Origin of the sequence: Sorangium sp. So ce590 (assembly GCF_051521365.1) — a bacterium.
Lineage (GTDB): Bacteria > Myxococcota_A > Polyangia > Polyangiales > Polyangiaceae > Sorangium.
On the sequence record NZ_CP150346.1, the window covers coordinates 5030457 to 5052053 of the forward strand.

General features: G+C 70.5%; 15 protein-coding genes. 7 read left to right on the plus strand and 8 right to left on the minus strand.

What is annotated here, in order from left to right; genetic code table 11:
* Positions 1 to 5: 5 nt before the first annotated feature.
* Positions 6 to 1481, plus strand: a complete 1476-nt coding sequence (locus WMF28_RS18980; protein ID WP_437603651.1) for a hypothetical protein — start codon at positions 6 to 8, stop codon at positions 1479 to 1481.
* Positions 1482 to 1487: 6 nt separating this feature from the next.
* Here WMF28_RS18980 and WMF28_RS18985 read toward each other — a convergent pair whose 3' ends face one another.
* The 6 genes from WMF28_RS18985 to WMF28_RS19010 all read right to left on the minus strand — a co-directional run bounded on the left by WMF28_RS18985 (position 1488) and on the right by WMF28_RS19010 (position 9542).
* On the minus strand, positions 1488 to 3362 hold the full coding sequence (locus WMF28_RS18985) for an ArnT family glycosyltransferase (protein WP_437603652.1): 1875 nt from the start codon (positions 3360 to 3362) through the stop codon (positions 1488 to 1490).
* Positions 3359 to 4345: a hypothetical protein gene (locus tag WMF28_RS18990; RefSeq protein ID WP_437603653.1), complete on the minus strand. Its 987-nt coding sequence runs from the start codon at positions 4343 to 4345 to the stop codon at positions 3359 to 3361. Before WMF28_RS18990 ends, WMF28_RS18985 begins: the two co-directional genes overlap by 4 nt.
* A gap of 51 nt (positions 4346 to 4396) precedes the next feature.
* Complete coding sequence (locus tag WMF28_RS18995; RefSeq protein WP_437603654.1) at positions 4397 to 5185, minus strand: hypothetical protein; 789 nt, start codon at positions 5183 to 5185, stop codon at positions 4397 to 4399.
* A complete protein-coding gene (locus tag WMF28_RS19000) occupies positions 5182 to 5604 on the minus strand; it encodes a hypothetical protein (protein WP_437603655.1) in 423 nt (140 codons plus the stop codon). The genes WMF28_RS18995 and WMF28_RS19000 overlap by 4 nt, the downstream gene beginning before the upstream one ends.
* Before the next feature lie 114 nt (positions 5605 to 5718).
* On the minus strand, positions 5719 to 7797 hold the full coding sequence (locus WMF28_RS19005) for a hypothetical protein (RefSeq protein WP_437603656.1): 2079 nt from the start codon (positions 7795 to 7797) through the stop codon (positions 5719 to 5721).
* Positions 7798 to 8030: 233 nt separating this feature from the next.
* Complete coding sequence (locus WMF28_RS19010; RefSeq protein WP_437603657.1) at positions 8031 to 9542, minus strand: metallophosphoesterase; 1512 nt, start codon at positions 9540 to 9542, stop codon at positions 8031 to 8033.
* Between the two features lie 1309 nt (positions 9543 to 10851).
* Here WMF28_RS19010 and WMF28_RS19015 point away from each other — a divergent pair.
* Positions 10852 to 11121 carry a hypothetical protein gene (locus tag WMF28_RS19015; RefSeq protein WP_437603658.1) on the plus strand — a complete coding sequence of 90 codons (270 nt, stop codon included), beginning with the start codon at positions 10852 to 10854 and terminating at the stop codon, positions 11119 to 11121.
* Between the two features lie 214 nt (positions 11122 to 11335).
* Here the strand turns inward: WMF28_RS19015 and WMF28_RS19020 are convergent, their stop codons facing one another.
* Positions 11336 to 12061 carry a hypothetical protein gene (locus WMF28_RS19020; protein ID WP_437603659.1) on the minus strand — a complete coding sequence of 242 codons (726 nt, stop codon included), beginning with the start codon at positions 12059 to 12061 and terminating at the stop codon, positions 11336 to 11338.
* Positions 12062 to 13617: 1556 nt separating this feature from the next.
* Between WMF28_RS19020 and WMF28_RS19025 the strand changes: the two genes are divergently transcribed.
* Genes WMF28_RS19025 through WMF28_RS19045 form a run of 5 tightly spaced genes read left to right on the plus strand, consistent with a single transcriptional unit; the run spans position 13618 to position 20224 of the window.
* Positions 13618 to 14844, plus strand: coding sequence for a hypothetical protein (locus WMF28_RS19025; protein ID WP_437603660.1), 1227 nt, complete (start codon positions 13618 to 13620; stop codon positions 14842 to 14844).
* A gap of 27 nt (positions 14845 to 14871) precedes the next feature.
* Positions 14872 to 15921 carry a Hint domain-containing protein gene (locus WMF28_RS19030; RefSeq protein WP_437603661.1) on the plus strand — a complete coding sequence of 350 codons (1050 nt, stop codon included), beginning with the start codon at positions 14872 to 14874 and terminating at the stop codon, positions 15919 to 15921.
* A gap of 23 nt (positions 15922 to 15944) precedes the next feature.
* Positions 15945 to 18203, plus strand: coding sequence for a S8 family serine peptidase (locus WMF28_RS19035; RefSeq protein WP_437603662.1), 2259 nt, complete (start codon positions 15945 to 15947; stop codon positions 18201 to 18203).
* Between the two features lie 31 nt (positions 18204 to 18234).
* Complete coding sequence (locus WMF28_RS19040) at positions 18235 to 19002, plus strand: hypothetical protein (protein WP_437603663.1); 768 nt, start codon at positions 18235 to 18237, stop codon at positions 19000 to 19002.
* The gene (locus WMF28_RS19045) at positions 18989 to 20224 is read left to right on the plus strand and encodes a hypothetical protein (protein ID WP_437603664.1); all 1236 of its coding nucleotides are present in this window, start codon (positions 18989 to 18991) and stop codon (positions 20222 to 20224) included. Before WMF28_RS19040 ends, WMF28_RS19045 begins: the two co-directional genes overlap by 14 nt.
* Positions 20225 to 20346: 122 nt before the next feature.
* On the opposite strand, the gene WMF28_RS19050 is transcribed toward WMF28_RS19045, so the two are convergent.
* Positions 20347 to 21510 (minus strand): hypothetical protein, encoded by a 1164-nt coding sequence (locus tag WMF28_RS19050; RefSeq protein WP_437603665.1) that lies wholly within the window; start codon positions 21508 to 21510, stop codon positions 20347 to 20349.
* Between the last annotated feature and the right edge of the window lie 87 nt (positions 21511 to 21597).

Here is a 21597-nt window from a genome sequence, read left to right on the forward strand (position 1 = left end):
GCCTCGTGAACGAGCGCAATCTCTCCCGCCGACTTTCCACGAGCATCGTTGATGCGCTGAAGGCTCACGGACACATCCTGGTGGCCAGGGGCGGCGCGACCGCGCTCGCGCGCGAGCTCGAGGACAAGATGTCCGCGGACATCGCGGCTATCGCTCCCCGGCTCGATCCGTACGCCCTCGTCGACGGAGAGGTCACGACCACGTTTGGCACCGACGAGCTCGACGACCGGGTCGAGGAGCTCGTCGCGAGCCTCACGAGCACGCTGATGGAGTCCGAGCACGTCGAGGACATCTTCACCGAGGACAACGTGATCAAGCGCGACGTCTTCCGGGTGATGCGCGACGCGCTGCTCGGTCCGCGGCCCGAGCTCGGCATCGAGGACGACGGTCCGGTGCAGGTGCGGCTGGACACGCTCGGGTACGTCGCCTCGACCGTCGGCAAGCGCGCGCCGGTGGAGGTCTTGCGCGAGTCGCTGACGCGCGCGGCCCAGAGCGCCGGCGGCAAGCTGACGGCCTACGATGCCGAGCTCCGCGAGGCGACGTTCTCGCTGGAGAGCAGCGACCCCGACGCCCGGCTCGAGATCGAGGAGGCCGTGGCCGACGAGCTCTCCGATCTCGTCGAGGCGAGGGTGGTGACGCTCCCGATGATGGAGCGCCGCTTCGAGCTGCAGCGCAGGATCGACCCCGGAGCGCGCGGCGGCCTGCGCCAGCGGATCGACGCCATCGCCTCGAGGATGCTGCGCGAGGGCGGCTGCGCCGCGTCGTGGGAGCTCGCGGGCGACCGCGTCCTCAGGCTCAAGCTCACCCCGCTGTCCGAGCAGGACGCGCTCGAGGTCGACAGCCACATGACGGAGCTCACGCACGAGATCGGGGCGCTGCTCGGCGAGCCGCTCGACGAGCTCGGCGCGACGGGCCCCTCGGCCATCGCTCCGCTGCGCGGCGATGCCCCCGCCTCGCGGCGCCGCGAGCCTCCGCCGCAGCCGGCGGGCGCGGAGGACGACGACCTCGAGGACGAGGATCTCGACGACGAGGGCCTCGACGACGAGGACGAGGGCCTCGACGACGAGGACGAAGGCCTCGACGACGAGGACGTCGAGGACGAGGCGGACGACGATGACGCCCTCGAGGACGAGGATCTCGAGGGCGAGGCGGACGAGGACGAGGCGCCCTCGAAGGGGCTCGCCGCGCGCGGGAAGCCTCGCAAGCCGGCCGAGCCCGAGGTGGAGCGGCCCGCGTCGAGCAAGCCCAAGGCCGCGGCGGTCCGGGCCGCGAAGAAGGAGCCGGCCAAGAAGGCTGCCGCCGCGACGAATGGCGCCGCGACGAAGAAGGCGCCCGCCTCGGCGGAGAGGGCCGCGACGGGGAAGACCGCGGCGAGCGCCGCGAAGAAGGCGGCGAAGGCTCCGGCGAAGAAGGCCGCGCCCGCTTCCACGAAGAAGCCGGCGAAGGCTCCGGCGAAGAAGGCCGCGGCGAAGAAGCGCTGATCGCGCTCAGCGGGCCCGGTGGTTCCGGTAGACAAGGATCACCGGCACGCCATCGAGCCCGGCGACGTGATCCGGGCTCGTGGTCCCGAACGCGACCCACGCCTGGTACGCCTGCCCGAGCATGTGCTTCTCGTGGTGGTAGAGGGCGAAGTCCGCGTCCGCGACCGCCCCCACCCCGCGGATGTCCTTTCGCAGCCGCCCGTCGCGCAGCAGCATGTCCCACGCCTGGCCGGCGGTGTCGTGGATGTACACCGTCCCCCGGGGCGGGACGTGCTCGTTGAGGTAGTCCACGACCGCGCCCGTCGTGTAGCCCCAGAAGGAGCGGTTCAGCCCGAGGCTCGCCCCGCCGGGCGCGCCGCCGACCAGCGGCGTGTAGCTCGAGAGCGCCCACGGATGCGCGTGCAGCGTCTCGGCGATGGGCGCCGCGATCACCGCCGCCCCGAGCAGCGCCGGGACGAGCGGCCCGCGCGCCGCACGCGCGAGCGCGGCCCCCTGCGCCCCGCGCGCGGCGACGCCGGACGGCGCGCCGGCGCCGCGCCGGGCGAGGAGCAGCGCGCGGAGCCCGACGCGCGCGCGCCTCACCGCGGCGGAGAACGCGGCCCCGGCGAACAGGGCGATGAACGGGTAGGCCGTCATCCAGTGCTTCGTGCCGCCGAAGATCGGCGTGCTCGGGGAGAGCCACGCGCCGTAGACGGCGGCGATGGCGAGGAACCAGAGGAGCGCCGTGCCGCCGGGGTCGTGCGACGGCGGCCGGAGCCGCGCGGCGAGCGCGCGCGCCGCGGCGAGCGCGGGCCTCCCGCTGGCCGGGGCGAGCCGCGCCGCCGCGCGCGCGAGCGGGTAGAGCAGGCGCTCGCGCGCGGCCGCGCACAGCCCCGCGACGAAGAGGCAGAGCGTCACGACGGGCACCGTCGCCGCCGTCATCACGGGCGCGTAGGCCCTCGGCATCGGCGGCGTCCAGTAGTTCCGGCCGAGGAACTCCATGTTGTAGTAATCGTGGTTCAGGTGGAACGACGCGTACTCGCGCAGGCGCGGGAGCGGTTCGCGCCAGATCCACGGCCAGAGCGCGTAGAAGACGAGGGGGCCGATCGTCGCCATCGCGGCGAGCGCGGCGACCGATCGCCGGGCCCCTCGCGGTGGCTCCGGCGCCGCGGCGGGGGCGTTCGCCGGCGCGGCCTCCGCCTCCAGCGCGGCCTCCGCCCTCGACGGGTGCGCGACGATCCGCTCCCTGAGCTCCAGGGCGACGGCGTGCGTGACGCAGACGATCGGCAAAAACCACGAGTTGTGCTTCGTGTCGAGCGCGAGGCCGAAGGTGATGCCGGTGAGCACGGGCCACAGCGCGCCGCCTTCCCGCAGCGAGCGCCAGTACGCATACGCGCACAGGGCCCAGACGGTCACGATCGGCGCGTCGAAGCACGCGAGGTGCGCGTGGTAGAAGTACCGCGGCAGCATCGCGAAGAGCACGGCCGCGGACGCGCCGGCGAGCCGATCGCGCGCCTGCGTGCCCCAGAGGTACACGAGCGCGACGCCTGCGCCCGAGAGGACCATCGCGGGGAAGCGGTAGCTCGTCCCCTCCATGTCGAAGAGCCCGAGCCGCTTCTGCAGGAGCAGGTTCGACAGCGCGAAGAGCGACTTGATGAGTCCGGGGTGCTCGTGGTTCACCGACCACGCCGCGTCGACGATCGCCGGATCGAGCGCGGCGCGCGGCGCCTCGATCAGCGCCTGGAACCACGCGCCGTAGCGGCTCGCGGCGTGGAAGTAGAACCCCTCGTCGCGCGCGTAGCCGAGATCGCCCGCGGTCGCGAGCAGGAGGGCGACGTACGCCGCCGCGAACGCGAGCGCGATCAGGCCGTCGGCGGGCGCGAGGGGCGTCGTTCGCTTCATCGGGTGTCTGCCTCGAAGCAGTAGTGGCGGTGCGTGTAGTCCGCGGACCGCACGGCGAGCTCCACCTCGGCGCTGGCCGCGCCCGCGTGGGCGCCGAGCGGGAACTCGAACGCCGCCCACCCGTCGCCGTCGGCGTGCGTCGCCTCGCCCACGGTCTCGCCGTTCACGCGCACCGACAGCGTGACCGGCGCGCCGCGCCGGTCGCGCTCGATGATCCAGTACATGCCCGCGTGCCCCCGGATCACCGAGCCGAGCGGGACGTCGCGGAAGCGCGTCACGATCTCGCCGTCCCTCGGCGGGTGCGACCAGATGCACCGGCGAGGGCGGAACTCCTCGTCCGCGATCACCGTGACCCCCACGTTGAAGAACGGGCCGCCGGGGCACTCGAAGCGCTCGGCGGGGAACGTCGGGTGGCCGCCGAGGCCCCCGGCGGCCACCCGCGCGCGCGGATTCCAGCGGCACGCGGCCGGCGGATCCGTCACGCGCACGTCGGCCGACGCCGGCGCGACGTGATCGACGAAGTCGTAGACGACGCGCGCGGGCGCCGGGTTCACGAGGCGCCGGAGCACGAAGCGGCCGTGCTCCTGCCGCGCCTCCTCGCGGAAGCCCGCGAGCTCCTCGGCGCGCTGCCCGAGGACGCTGATCTCGACGGCGGCCGCGTAGCGGCTCTCGTCGGGCCGGGCCGCGTCGCGCAGCGGCATCAGCTCGTCCCCGAGCGCGCGGCGCGCCGCCGGATCCGCCCACGCGGGCGCCACGACCACGAGGTCCCCGGGCTGCTTCATCGCCGCGAGGGGCGCCTTCACCTCGCGCCACGCGTCGAACGCCGGAGCCCTCTCGCTGAAGTGGACGTGCATCGCGAGCTCGCCGAGGCCGAGCGCGGGGAGGCCGACGAGCGCGAGCAGGCCCAGGGCGCGGAGCCGCCCGCGCGCGCTCTTCGATCTGCGCGCGGGCGGGGTCGTCTGGTGCGGTTGCGCTGGGGTCATGGGGCCCTCCAGGCGAGCCGTGGGTTGCTGTCGACGGCCTTCGCCACTGGGCTACGGGCGGGGCAATCTCAGGAGTCGCTGCTCGGCGTCCAGGGCGATGACGGCGTCCCGGAAGCTCCCCTTGAGTCGCCCGAGCGCGAGGAGGAATCCGTTCCAGTCTTCCTCGGCGACGTGGGCTCCGAGCTCCATCATCGGATACATCAGCTCCTCCCGCGCCGCGTGCCAGCCGAACTCCTGGATGCACGAGAGGCGCGCATGCGCCACCTCCCACCTGGCGGCGGCCGCTCCACCGGCCTCGAGGAGGTCCGCCGCTCGAAACAGGACGTCCGTGTCGATCTCGTCCAGCAGGTCCAGTACGCGTCGCGTCCACATGCGCGCCGGGGCTCCGCTGGCGAGCACGCGGCGCACCAGGCTCGCGTACGTCATGGCCCTGCGGCCGTCCGCGGCCCCCGCGAACGTCGCGAGCGTCAAGGAGCGGCGCTGCGCGGTGGTGTCCGGCGCGCTGTCCAGCGCGTGGTAGGCGGCGACAGCCCGGGTCGCGGTATCCAGCCGCTCCGCCTCGAGCATGGCGTCGCTGTCGTATGCGCGCGGAACGAGGGACTCATGGGTCTCGAGGTCAGCCATGTACGCTACCTGAGAGAACTCCTCCTCGTGTTCCTGGACGCCACGGCGAGCGAGGAACATCGGCAAATCCTTGCGATGCAGGTATTTGCACGTCGTCTGTTCCGGCCGATCGATGATCGAGCCCCACGTGAGGCAGAAGCCGGCGCCCGGCCCCAGCGTGAGCCCCTGGGCCGGGTTGTGGATGCAGTTACGGCACGAGAACAGATCGGAGCTCATGCCTTCACAAAGTAGTGCCGCGCGTGAGGACGCGCCCACTCCGAGAGCTCTTTGCGAGCGATCCGGGAGACATCGAAGCGCCAGTGCACGAGCGCCTCCCGGCGCTTGACCGCGCGCGGGAGCGCCCGGGCCGCGAGCTCGCGGGCAGCTGGATCGGGCGCGGACCTGAGCTCCTCGCGCAGGGTGCCGACCAGGGCGTCGTGGGAGACGACGCCGTGACCGTCGTCGTAGATCTTGGGTTGAATCAACTGCCAGAGCTGAGGCCCGAAGTCGACGATGGTGGCCGGGTCGATGCTCAGGGAGGTGAACCGCGTGCGCTTGCCGCGAGCATGGACGATGTGCTCCGCGTAGGTCGACTCGTCGGCGAGGTTCGGCGGCGTGATGCCGTCGGCCTGGTCGCGGCGGTAGTAGGGCGTCACGGGCTCCTCATGTCGCGCGAGTATCCGTAGACTTTCGCTCGATCGTCAAGGGCAGGGCGATGCCGGCAGCGCTCCGCCCGGCATGGACGTCAGCGCGGAGGACGGGACGACCTGCTACATCTCGATCGCGTAGACGACGCTGCCGAGCGGCATGCGCTGCATGCGCTCCTCGATCACCCCGCGGAGCCCCTTCCAGGCCCCTTCCTGCTCGACGTAGGTGTCGCGGAGGCGCAGCGCGCCGGCCTTGTCGCCGCGCGCCTTGATGCCGAGCACCGTCCTCGCGAGCGCCTCGGCCGCGGCGGGCAGCTTGTCGGCCTGGATCGAGAAGCACCCCTTGTCCGTGCCGTTCGCCGCCACCTCGCCGCGGTGGAAGCCGAGCGCGCCCGCGTCGAGCAGGCTGCCGAGCTGGATCGCGGCGAGCTGGCCGTAGGGCCGCGGCTCGCCGCCCGCCGTGTGCATGCCCTGCCCCACCTGCCCGAGCGCCCAGATCACGTCCCTCGCCTCGGACATGCGGGCGAGCGCCGGGTCGAGGACGCCCTGCTGCACGAGCCAGCCGGTGAAGAAGAGCGCGCCTGTCTGGGCCTTGAGCTCCTCGAGCATCGACGCGAGCGGCCCGCCGTAGATCTCGCTGTCGGTCTTGCCCTTCACCTTGTAGCCCTGCGCCGGGCCCAGGTTGTGGGCCGCCTCGTGCAGCACCGTGCCGAGCGTCGCGACGGGGCGCTCGAGCGAGACGCTCTCCATCGTGGTCTTGCAGAACAGCGACGCGGTCGCCTCCCGCAGCGCGGCGCGGCTGTCGTCGTCGTGCAGGAGGTTCACCATCGCCACGGTGCGGCCGCGGCCCTCGGTGGCGACCCGCCCCCAGTTGGGCAGGCTCTGCCCCGCGGTCCCGCCGGTCGCGGCGCGCGAATCGCCGCCGTTCACCAGGACGTCGATGAAGTCGGGCAGGTGGAACGCGACCTTGCGCGCCTTGTACGGCGCGCCTGCGAGCTTCGCGAAGGCCGCCTCCATGTCGGCCTTCACCGGGTCGAGCTTCTTCTGCCAGGTGAGCGACTCCTGGTTGATGCGCGCGAAGCTCACGTGGAAGCCCGCCTTGCGGCTGCACGGCTCCCAGTACGTCTCGTCCGGCCCCACGCGCAGGTACCACGCCGAGTTCTCGGCGTTCATCTTCGCCCAGGGCTCGTCGGCGAGCTCCCAGCCGTTGTCGAGGAACGCCTGCGACGCCGCGAGCAGGTACGCCTTGAAGGCGGCCTCGCCGGGGCTCTGGATCGCCTCCGCCGCGGCCTTGAGCTCCCGGCTCACCGCCTCCATCTCGGGCTTGTAGGCCTCGCTGTACGGCACGGCCTTGAGCGCGCCGCCCTGCTCGACGACCACGGTGAAGGGGGAGAGGAGCGCCTGCTGGTCCCGCCGCGCCTCGAGCGCGGCGCAGAACGTCTTGTCCTGCTGGAGGCGCGCCGGGTAGACGCCTGTCACGCGGGGCGGCTTGCCGGGCAGCGCGCTGCAGCTCGGCTCGTTGCGGCTCCTGGGCTGCTCGCACCAGGGCCCCTGGTTGCGCCAGAAGAGCGCCCGGCTCGCCGGATCGTCGGGCGGGCTCTTGTCGGCCATGCCGGCGGAGCCGAGCTGCTTCGCGTGGATCTGCTCGATGAGCTCGGCCACCTTGAGCAGGTGGCCGACGATGGCCCGGTCCTCGGCGGACGCGCCGCGGAAGTCGGACCGGAGGAGCGAAGGGCGGCCGGCCGCGAGCTCCGCGAGGACGGCGTCGCGGCGGCGCTTCTCGGCCTCATCGAGCCCGGCGCGCGGGTGGCCTTCGGCCTTGATCCTTGTCATGGCCGCGTAGGCCGAGGTGAACTCCGGGGTGAACGCCCCGGAGGCGACCCAGGCGGGGGCCGTCGTGTGGTGCCAGAGCCCGGAGACCTCGTCCGGCTCGACCGCGCCCGAGCTGTTCCGGTCGGCGATCCAGAAGAGCGGCAGATCGAGCTCGACGGCGATGCGGTTGAAGTCGAGCCGGGGGATCTCGTCGAAGCGCGGCGCCGGGGGCGCGGCCTGGGCGGCGGTGGGCGCCGGGGCTGCCTGGGGCGGCTCTGCCGGCGGAGGGGCGTGCGGCTGCACGCACGCGGCGCCCGCGGCGAGGGCGACGAGGGCGGCGAGGCCGGCGAGCGAGGCGCGGGACGGGGTGATCGGGAGGGGGATCTTCATGGCTGGATCTCCGAGGTGGCCCTCGACCTGCGAGGCGCGCGGGAAGCCGGGAGGCCAGCGAGAGCCCGTGGGCGCGCCGCGAGAGCGACCGGCGTCCTGGTCGCGCCGCGGAAGCAGCTCCCCGCCCGCTCGGCCGCCGGACTGCCGGGGCGGGCGGAGCGTAGATCAACGGCGCGCGGCGAGGGCGTGTTTCTGCGCCGGTCAGCGGTCGTGTCCCAGGGCCGCGAGCGGCCTCATGCGGCGGGACGGAGGCTCGCCGTCCTCGACGCCCGTTGCCCGAAGATGCCGGCCAGGAGCTCCCCCCCGCCGTAGTAACAAAGGTAGCCGGCCAGGGCGAACTTGAGCAGCACCGCCGACGCGGGCAGCGAGAGCAGGACGAGGCTGGCGAGCATCGACCCAGCGCCCACGGCGAAGAGCCACCTCGACTCCACCATTCCCTTGAGCACGACCGACGCCGCGACGCGCAACGCGCCCGAGATGAACGCCCAGATGCCGACGAGGATCACGAAGACCTCGACCATATAGCCGCGACGGAGCACCACGAGGCCGAGCAGGAGGCTCGCCACGCCGCGCACGAGGGAGAGGAGACGGCGGACGGTCGGCTCGCGCGACGCGCCGAAGAGCGACAGGGCGCCATCGACGAGCGCGTACGCGGCGAAGGCCGAGACGAGCACGCGCCACCCCGCGGACGAGCCCTGACCGACCGAGATCGTCAGGACGCCGGCGCCCACCGAGATCGCGAGGACGCCTTGAGCGATGAGGACCCACCGGGAGCGCTCCGGCCGGGTCGGCTTCGGGAAGAGCGTCCTCGCCGCGGACATGGCCGCGGTCACCGGGTTCTTCGGCGCCGCGGGCGCGCGGCCGGGCCCTGCCTCCGGGAGCACGACGGGCATCTCGCGCTCGATGGCGTGACCGTCCTTCCACTCGAGATAGCGCACGTGTCCGTCCGGAGAGATGCGAAGGAACGAGTTGCGGGGGCCTGTCCATGAGCCGCTGTTGAAGTACCAGTCGCCGATGCGACCTGGCTTGTGGGTGTGCCCGAGCACCGTCACGTCGTATTCGCCCTTGTCGAGCTCTGCTCGGACCCCGACCACGTGCTCGCCGAGCCGGTCCGGGTTCTGCGCCGGCGTCAGCTCCGAGGTGGGGCGCACCTCCTTCGTTGCGCCCTGGCTACGGTGAACCGTCGCCAGGGAGCGCTTCCAGATCGTCAACATCGAGTCGCCGAACTGCTCGAGGACATCCTCGACGCTCTCGCCGCTCGTGAGGAGGGGAGAGCCGTTCTGGTCCTCGAAGACGCCGGCGAAGATGGAGAGCATGCGGCCGAAGCCCGGGTCGTCCCCGGCGTTGAACGGATCGGTCTCGTGCCCGTGGCAGAAGCGGAACCGTCTGTCCCCGAGCTCCCGGACGAAGGGCGCGCGCATGCACGCGAAGAAGGGGTGATGGAGGAAGTCCGTGTCGATGAAGTGCGCGAGGTCGATGTCGTGGTTGCCGGGCACGTAGACGAGCCTCAGCGTGGCGAGCTGATCGAGGAGCGCCCGCCGCTTCACGAGCAGGAGGCTGAGGTTCATCTGCCAGAGCTCGAAGAAGTCGCCGAGGACGAAGAGCTCGCCTCCCTCGCTGCCCACGTGGTCGAGGAATGCGCGCAGCTGCGGCGTCTTCTTGCCCGAGTCGAAGTTGTCGCGCGCGCCGCCGTCACCGATGTGCAGGTCGCTGATGACGAAGATGTCCCTGGCTGCGCCGTCCATCGCCTTGCTCCAGGGCCGAGCGATCCCGCGATGAGACAGCCGCGCCCCTGCGCCGCATGCGTCGCAAACTGCGTGCCGCGACGGTGCGCAGGAGCGCGAGCTCGGGTCGAGCAGGCGAGCAGCCGTGGGTGGGTCTCGGCAAACCGCATGCGGCCGCTCGCCGACCGTCCACCGCGCCGGGCTGCGCTCCCGAGCAAGCCGGGCTCGTGTGACCGGCTCGCCCCCCCCTCGGCGTGCGCGCGCCGGTCGCCAGGGCGGCCGGCGCATGGATCGAGAGCGACGGCACGCATGGCTGACCGCCGTAGCCCTGGCTCGCGGGAGGTGTCATCGCGGGTCTTCGTGCCTCCTTACGTCCGGGGTGTCCGCTTCGTGTGGTGTGTGGTTGGCATCGATCGATGTCCCGCGTATTCTCAGCGTCCGCTACAATCGTCCAAGCTCAGGCGCGCCATGATACAACCTGCATCGATCCGAAAATTTGCGACGTCGACTCTTCTTGCAACAGGGATCGCCGGCTGCGATGACCCGGCAATGATAATCTGCAGCCCCGGGAAAACGTTCTGGATCTGCACCTACGAAGCGCAAGTTTCGACGTGCGATTGCTTGGAGGAGGTATCGGATTTGCAGTGTTCGACCGACCCGGAGTCGGCCAATGACTTGATAGAACCGCTGATTCAAGAGAGGCCGGACATCGAAAGCTATCGGCTGATAGAGTGCGAAGATCTGGGCATATACGTTCTGTAGACCCCATCCTCGCTTGGTGCGCGCCGTCGCCGTAGATTCGCGACGCGATGCGAGAGCAAGAGCGGTCTGCGGCGAAGGGTGGCTGGGCCCAGCAGCGAGCGGAGGAAACGGCGGTCGACGCCGAGGTCGTCGCCCGCGTGCACGTCGCCCGCAGGCGCGCGGCGGCGAGGCCGCGTGCCGCCGATGCCTCCGCCGGGCCCGAGTCGTCGACAAGGCGCCGGAAGCCATGCGTCGACCGCGCGAGCGTCGACGAGGCGGCACAATCATCCCTTCCCACCTTCTCGCCTTCATGTAACATAACTCTTCGTCCGAGAGGTCACGGTCGACTTCTTCGACAAGGCATAGATAGGTACCGTCGAGGCGAAGGGGGTGCCTACGGGTCGTGAACGGTTACGTTGAGGAAAATCGGTTCGTGTTTGCTACCCTCCGCGACGGTAAAGGAAGGAGGGAGATCTGATGGCCACCCGCATGGATCGCACCGAACGCACGGCCCTCGTCGCGGGCGGTGACGAGCTCGCGCGCACCCACGACACGGACGACCTGCTGGGTGCGTGAGCTGGTCGGACCGATGGTCGATCCGGCGCAGCTCGCGGCCGAGCTCCTCGCAGAACTCCGCGCGCATGGGCGCGGGGCGCTCGCGGACACGCTCACATCGCTCCTTCGCGATGCCTCGATCGACCGCGATCCATGCGAGATCATGGCGCGCTGGCTCGAAGAGCTCGCCGGGCCGATGATCGACTCGGGGCCGCTCGCCGCCGCCCTGGTCGCGGCGCTCCGCAACGAGAAGCGCGGAGAGCTCGCGGACCGGGTGGAACCGGTGCTGAGCGCGAGACGATGATCGCCTGTCATCCGTCGCGGCGAGGGAGGGTCGACGCGTTGAGGCGACCAGCATCGCCGGCGCATAACCACGGGCCGGTGGCGAGCGTTTGCCGTGCTGCGGTGTCTTGATGGCTGCGTCGTCGATATCCCGCTCGGTCGCGGTCTCTCGACCCCTGAAGGGCGCTGCCGATCCGTTCTCGTATTTTGACAAGAGGTGATGGCCCGCGCGGGCCCTATGCCTGGCAGCAGAAGGTCGACGGCTCGGCCGGCAGGATCTCCCCGACCGGCTCACCGCCGCTCGGCGCGCACGAGCCGGGATCGACGGCGACGACCTCCGCCGACTTGCTGCCGAGGGCGACGCCGGGCGGCGTGACCCCGCAGAACGGCGTCGTCGAGCTCACGACGGCTGACACGAGCGTCTCCGTGCACGCGGCGTCGCTGAAGACCGAGGCCATGATCGTGCACGACGCGCCCTCCGGCTCCCCGCAGCCGCACTCGGAGCAGCTGCGGGGGTCGTCGGCGCCGCCGAAGAAGACGTGCCTGTCGAGATAAGGCTCCCCGCACGTGACGTCGCCCTCGTGGAAGATGCACGTCAGGAAGCCGCCGGGCGGCGGGACCCCGGGCTGCCCGGGCGACGGCATGCAGGTGCTCCGGTCGTCCGGGCACTCCGTGTAGGAGCCGGGCAGGCAGGCGAGCGCCCGGGTCTGCCACGGATCGAGGCGAGCCGGCGGCGGCGGCTCGTCCACCCGGGGCGTGCAGGCGGCGGTCACCAGCACGGTCGGCGCCTCGACCGAGAGCGACTGCACGCACGGCTGCCCGCCGCAGTCCTGGCCCGCGGGGATCGCGTTCGCGGCGGTGCAGGCGCCGTCCCAGCCGTCGGGCGCCGAGAAGGCGCTCTCGACGCTGCCGGGGACGTCCGCGGGACACGCTGCGGATGAGCGAACGACGGCGAGGCCCACAGTCTCGAGCGCTCCGCTCTGGACGCTGGCAGCCGGGGAGACGCCTACCTCTACTGCGGGAAGTCAGCCAGGGAAGCGAACCGCCAAGACGCCAAGGGCGCCAAGAAACCAGGGAAATAGGGGGGAATACCGGGACGGCCCCCTTCCCCCTCTCTTCTTGGCGGCCTTGGCGCCATGGCGGTTTTTCTGCTGATCCGGGGCAACTTCCCGCCGTAGTGCTACGGCGCTTGACGGCGATTGCGTGCCCGTTGGACACGGAGAGACAACCTCCTGCGCGAGCCCCGCACCCTTCTTCCGGGCCCGCTCCTGGCATGTGTCGCTTCGCGGGCCCCAGCAGGCGCTGGAGCCTCGATGTTGTGGAACATGGAGAGAAGCGATTTCGTTGCAAGTCAGCTCCTGGCGCGCTCCGCGCTGGGCTCTTCCGAGACCGCCGGGCGGCTCGGCGGCGCCGTCACACGGGAAGTCCGGAGGCGCCCCTCGCCGCGGCGGCTCCAGAGCTTGCAGCGCAGCGGTGCGCTTGCCGCGGGCAGCGATGGAGTGGGAAGAAAGGAACGGGTCGCACATGAAAGCCAGCAGCAAACTGCAAGCCCAGCTCCTCGCCGCGGTCCTGGCGCTCATGCCTGGTGCAAGCTCCGCGCAGAGCTCGCAGGGGTGGGATAAAGGCTTTTTCCATGAGGGTGAGCTCAACGTAGCTTGTTCGCAAGATCCACTCTACGCCCATGCCGCACAAGGTCGCGTGCTCTGGGCTGCCAAACATCATCCGGTCATGGTGGCTCAGTTTTACTCCTTTATTTCGATCGGAAGCACCGACTACAGCGCGCATTTCGGCGACCTCGAGAGCGCCGTGGCGGAGGCCGTGAGGGGATGGCTGAAATTGCCGAGCGGAGTGGACCTCCCCCGGCCACAATACATCCTCTGGGCTCATGTGAACGGGGGGGCAATATGGCGCGGACCCACGAGCCCCAGCTCACCGGCCGATAAGCCGTCGGACGTACATATCCGGGCACTTTGTAGGCCGCCCTCGTAGAACGAGACGTCGATGCGGCACCTTCGCGCTGACGGGTACCTGTCCATCGCCTAGACGTTCGCGTGACGGCGCCGAGCGTCGTCACGCTGGACGAAGACGCGACGTCCGCGCCGCCCACGCCCGCGGCCGGCGCGTTGCCCGCAACCTCCGCGTGTCCGCACGCGACGCCGCGTCGTGGCGCTCGAGACCGCGAGGTCATTCACCTGGAACGAGGTGGAGCACACCCGCCGTCAACGCCGGCATGCGGGTTGCCTGCTCGTCCACGCCGACCGCCGCTGATCCCCTCCAGCACGTCGCCGCCGAAAGGAAACCACCGATGCGCTCCGTCAGCAAGGCCGTCGTCCTAGCGGCACCTGTAACATTTCTCATCTCGCTGGGCGGCTGTGATGCTGGCGATACCGGGGCGAGCGAGCTCACCCGGGCTGAGATCCCCGGGTCGATCGCGAACCAGCTCGATCTGGGTCAGGCATACGACGCGGACCGCGCGTCGTGGGGCAACATCGCGTGCGTGAAGGGTCTGGAGCAGACCGTGACCTCGCAGCACGCCCAGCTCGAGTACACGCGCGACATCTCCTACGACAAGGCGCTGCAGACGATCGCGGGCGAGATCAGCCTCGGCGTCGGGTTTCCCACGGTGAAGGTCGAGGGCAAGGCGGAGTACGCCAACACCAACTCCGCGACCGAGTACCGCGAGACGCACACCCTGTCGTTCAAGTATCTCACCAAGCGCAAGCTCACCCTCGGCAGCCTGGAGCTCAGCGAGAGTGGACGGCGCTACTCGACAAGCGCCCAGCACCTCCTGCACGAGCGCTGCAAGAACGAGTTCGTGAACGAGATCAACGTCGGCCTCACCTTCCTGGCGACCATGAGCATCGAGTTCAAGAACAAGGAGGACAAGGAGCGGTTCGCCGGGAGCCTGAAGGTCGACGTCCTGGCCGGCACGGTGCAGGTCGAAGGCTCGCTCGCGATCGCGGACGAGAAGGAGAAGAAGAGCGTGCGCGTCACCCTCAGCGCTCTCCAGGACGGCGGTGACGCGCGCCAGCTCGCGTCGATCCTCCGCCCCGAGGTCGCAAGCTGCGACGCGAGCAACCTCGCGCCGTGCGTCGAGGGCTTCCGCCACCTCATCAGCTACGGGACGCAGCTGCCGCAGCAGATCGCGCAGATGCCGGCAACCCTGAAGATCATCTCCTATCACACGGCGAGCTACGCCGATTCCGGGCTGGACGGGCTCGTCGCGGGGAACACGCCGGAGGTCGCGGACCTGACGCTGGCGGCCCGCGAGCGCATCGAGGATCTCCTGCGTCGAGCGCGCAAGGATCATGCGCGCGCATCGAGCCTGCTCGGCTACGGCGAGCTGCTCTCACCGGAGCAGCACGCGAAGGTCGCGGAGGTGCAGCAGGCCGCCTTCGAGAACCGGCGAGAGCTCACCAAGGCGCTGATCTACTGCTTCGAGAACCCGTACATGACGAAGAACGGCAGCCAGATGACGCACCCGTGCTCGGACTACGCCAGCAACGTCGAGAGGGGTCTCAGGCCGATCGACAGGACCCTCCTGGAGATCAAGGGGGCGCCCAGCAACGCCGGCGTCCTGTGCGAGGCGGCCCGCCTGCACGCGCTGCGCACGGGCGCCCTCACGCAGCGACAGTACGACGTCTACCAGCGCATCAACTACGCGCCGGAGTACGCGGTCTCCCACGACCGCAGCTCCGAGATCATCGGATGGGGCGAATGTGAAAACCTCGTCGAGCAGCTCTGACGAAGCAACTCCGCACGGAATGATGTCATGAAACCTATCGGAAGACTCCAGCTGGCAGCTCTCTTCGGCGCGGCATCTGTCCTCCAGGCGAGCACCGGACTCGCCCAGATGCAGACAGACTGGGATGAAGTAAAGCTCTATGAGAATGAAATCGACGTGCGCTGCAGCGAGGACTCGCTCGGCGCCACGGAGGCGATTGGCCGGGTGCAGTGGTCGATCAAGTACTTCCCGGCGATGATTGCGCAATACTACTCGTTCGTGACAATGGGCACGCGTAACTATGTACAATACTTTGGAGCTCTCGAGGGCGCCACCAACTCAGCCAGCGCCGAGTGGCTGAAGCTTCCGACAGGCGATTATAAGCAGAAGCCGCGGTACCCGCTGTGGAAGTCGGCGCAGCAGCCCGATTGGAGAGCGCCCATCTCTGGCTCTGATTCGGGGTGGAAACCGGACGACGGGCAGATCCGGGCCGTGTGCACGTCGTCCTGCTACAAACCCACCGTCAAGCTCCTCTACGACGGCGGTTACACTCCCATCGGAGAGGCCACCGGCGCTCGCCTGCTCGACATCGTCACGCTCGCCGAGGGCGCGACGCTCGAACAGCCGACCCTGGAATTGGGTCGCGTCTCTCGGTACACCATGGAGGCAAGCGATACTCACCACGAGCTCGTCGTGATCGAGACCAGGGGCGGCGGGCGGCTCGTGGTCACCGGGAATCACCCGCTCGTCGACGGCGCGGGATACATGCGCGAGGCGAGCACGCTGGCCGTCCGTGAGCACCTGGCGCGCGTGGATGGATCGAAAGACGAGATCGTTCGAATCGGCATCGAGAGCTTCCTCGGGAAGGTGTACAACGTCACGCCGGAGGGTGAGTCGCTGGAGAGCCAGATCGTCGTCGCCGAGGGCTTCCTCAGCGGCTCCGCCTGGTACCAGAACGACGGTGCAGAGTACCTCAACCGTGACATTTTCCGGCTGAATCTACCGGACGAGCTGGTAGAGCCGCATGGGCTGGAGGAGGACGCCGTGCGGTCCCCGGGCGCGCTGCCCCCCCTCGAAGCCAACACGGTGCACCCATGAGGGTCGGCGGCACGCCACGCACGATGGCTATCGTATTTCTCCTGGCCGGCTGCGGGGCCGGTTCGGACGACGAGGAGCCGCGGCTGCCGTCCCCGCGACCCGGCGGCGGGACGAGCGACGCCGGTGTCCTGTATGGCGCGGATCCGGCGGATCCGGTCGCGGAGTTGCGCGCTACGTGCGAGGGCGGCGGCGGAGAGTTCGACGGCGTGGATTGCCGCTGCCCCAGGACGAGCCCGCCCGATCCCGTTCTCGTGTTCTCAGGAGAGGCACGAGGCTGCGCCGCGAGCGACGCCTGGTTGTTCAACTCGAGCTGCGCTGGCAAGACAGGACGGGATCTCAAGGTCTGTCTACGCCTCGGCGTGTGGACGCATGGCAGCACAAGGCTGGGCCTCGTCGTCGAGCCTGTGCAGGCCCACGAGGTCACCGGCTGGTTGAGAGACGTCGCCCCGTCGCTCTCGCCGCGGATCCCGGCGACGTCGGTGGACAGCCCACGCGCGACGATCCTGGTCGCGGTAGGCACGGCGCCGGCGTTCTCCGAGGATGTCGTCAGGATCGCGTTCGAGAACCAGCTCCATCATCCTCCGATGGGATCCATGGCTCCACCGTCAGGCTACGTGAGCCTCCGCGCGTCATCGCTAGACGCCCTGGCCTCTGCGCTGGGCGACCCCGCGTACACGCGCACGCGGCCGCAGCTTGCGTCGACCACCTCGGGGGAACACCTGGACGATCTCGCGGCCGCCACGACGCGAGCGATGGACCGCGACTTCATGCGCGATGCGCGTCCGCTCCCGCCGAGCGCGGGCAGCTCGTGCCTCGACGCCTGCGAGCTCCAGCGCGTCGTGCTCGATCAGGACGAGACGACCGGACAGCGTGAGGCGGTCGTGGTCGACCGGTACATCAACGGCGTCCGCCAGAATCGAGAGGTTCAGCTCCTCAGCCCGAGCCACCGGCTCGTCGAGGGCAAGGTCGTGTTCGACCTCGGCGATCACCCGAGCCTCGTCTACGTCCCCGCGGTCGTGCGCGACGACAACAGGCTCATCACACGCGTGCGGGTGTACGACGGGTCCTTCGCGCCGCTGGAGACGTCAGACTTCGTGCTGCTCGACCCGGCCGATGCGCTCGACCAGGTGACCGACCGGGCGTCGGTCACGCTCGGAGGCAACGAGCTCGCCATCCTCTCCTTCGAGAGCGGCTACTCGCTCCGGGACCCCGCGACCTTCAGCTGGATCCTCCGCGGGCCGTTCGCCAGTGTGGTCCCGAGCAGGGGCGCTAGCCTGCTCGGATGGTATCGCGCCGAGACCTCCGGTGCGCTCGAGTACGCGCGCGGCTTCATCCCGTCGCATCGTGATTCGCCGTTCGCGGATCGCCCCGCTGGCAACCACACCTACCATGTCAACTCCATCCTGAGAGGGAGCGCAGGGCCCACCTCCAGCGGAGCGCTCCGTCAACCGCGGATCGTTCCGCTGGGCAGCACCTTGTCGTCGGCCATGACGGTCTCCGCTGTGCGCGCGGCGAGATCGCGCGCGGGCGCGCGGGTCGGCTCGGTCTCCGTGCAGTTTCCGATGAACGCCGCGGCGTGCCGCGACAGCTTGAAAGGGTTGCTCGACACGGGGCTCCTCCTCGTGATCGGAGCGGGCAACGACGGCCGCGATGTGGGCAGGATGGATCTCTGTCCGCAGCGCCTCGGCGCATCGTCGCCCGACGTCATCGTCGTCGGCGCGGCTGCGGGCGGCCGGATGGAGTGGTACTCGAACCGCGGCGCGGCCGTGGTCGACATCGCAGCCGAAGGCGACAGCCCTGATCTCGCAGATCGAGGGACATCGTTCGCCGCGCCGCGGGTGGCCTACGCCGCCGCGCAGCTCGCGGCCGAGCTGCCCGACGCGAGCAACGCCCAGATCCGCATGGCGCTCCTGCTGTCGGCCGATCTGTCGTCGTCGGACGCGCTGCCCGTGCGCAGCGGTGGAAGCCTCGCACGCGACTACGACAGGGCACGCCTTGCGCTCGGCAAGCTGGTGCAGCGATTCCGTGAGGAGACATATGGCATGAAGGAGCGTGTCCCCTTCTCCGTCGCGCTCGCCGTCGCGAAGGCCGTCGAGCGCGAGCGCCCCGACGCCGACGTCTCTCGCGCGGTCGAGCGTCGCTTGGATATTCTGATCCGCAACAGCGTGGTCTGCAGGGATCAGGAGACCCAGGCTCAGTGCAGGGACGGGGATGAGCGATGCCGAGGGCTGCTCCGGGCGTTGATCGAGGCAAAGACAGAGGACTGTAAGCTCCTGAGATGACCCCTATGCACGAAAGGAAGGGATGGCCTTGATGAGCGTGGCTGCAAGCTCCGCCCCGCCGCCGCGCCGACGTGCATGGATCGGCGCGCTGGTCGTCGCGGGCACCGCCTTGTGGATCGCCTGGCCGCGCGACCCGCCACGGCGCGACGCGCCCGGCGCGACCGCGACCTCGCCTGCGCCTGATCGCAGGGCTCTCGCCGCAAACGAGCGTGGTGGAACGGCAGGCCGCCGGAGCGCTGTCGCGAGCGCGGGGCCGGCCGCGGGGCCCACAGCGCCGCCGATGCGCTTGCCTCGAAGCGCGCGCCTCAGGTTCGGTGAGGTCGATGATCCCAGGCTGCTGGGTCTGACGCCCGAGTTATCGCGGTTCGTCGACATTCAGCGCAAGGCGCTGCGCTCCCGCGAGGATATCGCCGAGGCGCTCGCGCTCGCCTCGGATCGCGGGCTCATCGACGAGGCGGCGCGCGGGCTCGGCCTGCACGATCCCGCGGAGCAGCAGGCGCTGGCGCGCCGCCGGCGGATGGTGCTCGTCGACTTCCTGAGGTTCGCGCTCCTGCGCGGAGGGGAGCCGCGCTACGCGGCGAGCGCCATCGGCGACGTCATCGCGAGCGGCGCGCTGGCCGAGGGAGAGCCGATCGAGATCCGCAAGACGTTCGTGGGCGACCGCATCGAGCTGGCTCGGTCCCTCAAGGAGTACGATCCGGCGGAGCTCGAGCGACTCCGAGCGCGTGTCGCCGGAAGCCCGGCGGAGAGGAGCCTCGCGTATGGTTCGGGTCCGCGGTACGAGGATGGCGACGAGTGAGCTGGTGCGCCGCGGCCTCTCCCTCGTCGCCGCGCTGAGCCTCGCTGCGTCCCCGACCACCGGCGCGGCGAGCGTCGTCCTCGCCGGAGACATCGGCCAGGTGGCGCTCGGCGCAGGTTACGATCCAGCGGCGCAGCGCATGCGGGACGTCTGCGTCACGGGCGAGCAGGCACGGCTGGGCGGCAACGTCGCCTGGGTGACGAGCTATCACGCGAGCGACATCGAGACCATGTTGCACAACGTCGATCGATACGGCAGCGGCGGCGTGGATGTCGGGATCATCGGCGTGAGTCGGTCTGTCGAGTACTTCGCGCGTATAGCGCGAGATACCCAGCGCGAAGCGGTCGTCTTCGAGTACCAGGTGCAGCTCGGCTCCTTGGTTCTGCGCCCGAACGCCGCCTTGAACCAGTACGGGCGCGACATCACCGCGATGAACGACGCCTACGCGCGCCGCCTGCGGTGCGGCACCGAGTTCGTGCGACAGATCGATGTAGGCTACCGCCTGTACATAGGGTTGTCCGTGACGTCCCGGTCCCGCTCCGTGCACGAGAGGTTGAAGAAGAAGCTGTCGGTGTCTGCGCTGTTTGGACTCGTGAGGAAGAGCAAGGAGAGCGTGAAGGAGCTCCAGGAGGCGGCGAAGGACGTCATGATCGAGGTCAGCGCCTTCCAGGAAGGGGGCCACCAGGACCGCCTCCAGCGGCTCTTGCAGGACAGGAGCACCTGCACAGGGGATCGAGTCGAGGCTTGCGCCGATCTGCTCGGGCGCTTGCTCGACTATGCCAGCACCGACGCGCTCGGGTTCCGCGCCCAGATGGCCGGCATCGACGGATACGACCCGGGTGACCTCACGGGTCCGGCCGTGCTTCGGTACGTCACATCGACCTATGAGAACGCGGGGATCGAGGACATGCGGACCGCGGAGGCGCCGGCGGGGGAGCTCCAGGCCATGCGGGAGGCGACGTCGCGGCTCGATGGGGTGCTCGTGCGGCTCTCGTCCGACGAACAGAAGGCGGACGCGCTGCTTGCGAGCGGAGCCGTCTCGTCGGAGAGGCGAGAGGGGCTCCTCCGTCTACGCCAGGGCCTCACGAGGCTCGGCGCGAGCGCGCGCGCGACCCGCGCCGCATGCGAGTCCGGCGAGTCCGCGGCGTGGTGCTGCGAGCGTGCGGCCGAGCACGTGCGAGCCGACGGGGAGCTCGACCGCGCGCCCCTGGACCAGGAGTGAGCACGTCGAGCGATGCCCCCGCCGCGCTGGACCTCGCACATCGTGTGGCCTGTCCCCGACGGCGCGCTCGGGTCGAGCGAGCGGCCGGCCAAGGACGGCGCTCAACCGAGTTGAGCCGAGTGTTACGCCAGACAGCAGAACGTCGACGGCTCGGCCGGCAGGATCTCCCCGACCGGCTCACCGCCGCTCGGCGTGCAGGAGCCGGGATCGACGGCGACGACCTCCGCCGACTTGCTGCCGAGGGCGACGCCGGGCGGCGTGACCCCGCAGAACGGCGTCGTCGAGCTCACGACGGCTGACACGAGCGTCTCCGTGCACGCGCCGTCGCTGAAGACCGAGGCCATGATCGTGCACGACGCGCCCTCCGGCTCCCCGCAGCCGCACTCGGAGCAGCCGCGGGCGTCGTCGACGCCGCCGAAGAAGACGTGCCTGTCGAGATACGGCTCCCTGCAGGTGACGTCGCCCTCGTGGAAGATGCACGTCAGGAAGCCGCCGGGCGGCGGGACCCCGGGCTGCCCGGGCGACGGCATGCAGGTGCTCCGGTCGTCCGGGCACTCCGTGTAGGCGCCGGGCAGGCAGGCGAGCGCCCGGGTCTGCCACGGATCGAGGCGTGCCGGCGGCGGCGGCTCGTCCACCCGGGGCGTGCAGGCGGCAGTCACCAGCACGGTCGGCGCCTCGACCGAGAGCGACTGCACGCACGGCTGCCCGCCGCAGTCCTGGCCCGCGGGGATCGCGTTCGCGGCGGTGCAGGCGCCGTCCCAGCCGTCGGGCGCCGCGAAGGCGGTCTCGACGCTGCCGGGGATGTCCGCGGGACACACCGCCGCCGTATGCGCCGACCAGCCCAGCGGGAGCTCACACGAGGCCGACGCCGGTGGGTCGCACAGGCAGGCCGCGCAGGCGAGCGGCGCCGGCGCCAGGTCGGCGAACCCTTGGTAGCCGACGTTCGGCGCGGCGGCGGGGCAGTCCGGCGCCTGGTCCGGCGGGCCGTACCAGAGGAGCGCCGGGCCGAACCAGCCGAGCGGCGCCGGCGAGACGCAGTTGCCGGCGCAGGCGCTCTCGTCGCCGCCGCCGGTCCCACCGCCATCGCCGCCGGTCCCACCCTCACCGCCTGCACCGCCCTCACCGCCGGCCCCACCCTCGCCGCCGGCCCCGCCGCCACCTTCCTCGGGCCACGGGCATGCTGGAGAGCCGTATTCACTGGGCTGACAAGGCCCGTAGATGGTCGGATCGCCGGCGCAGCCAGGTAACAGGAGAAGCCCTGCCGTCAACAAGGGGTAGATCTGCATGCGCGACAAGCTACCCGATATCGCTCCACGCAGACAACGACCATCTCCCGTGACGCGGGCAGTGGCCAGCAAGTTCACCATTCCGAA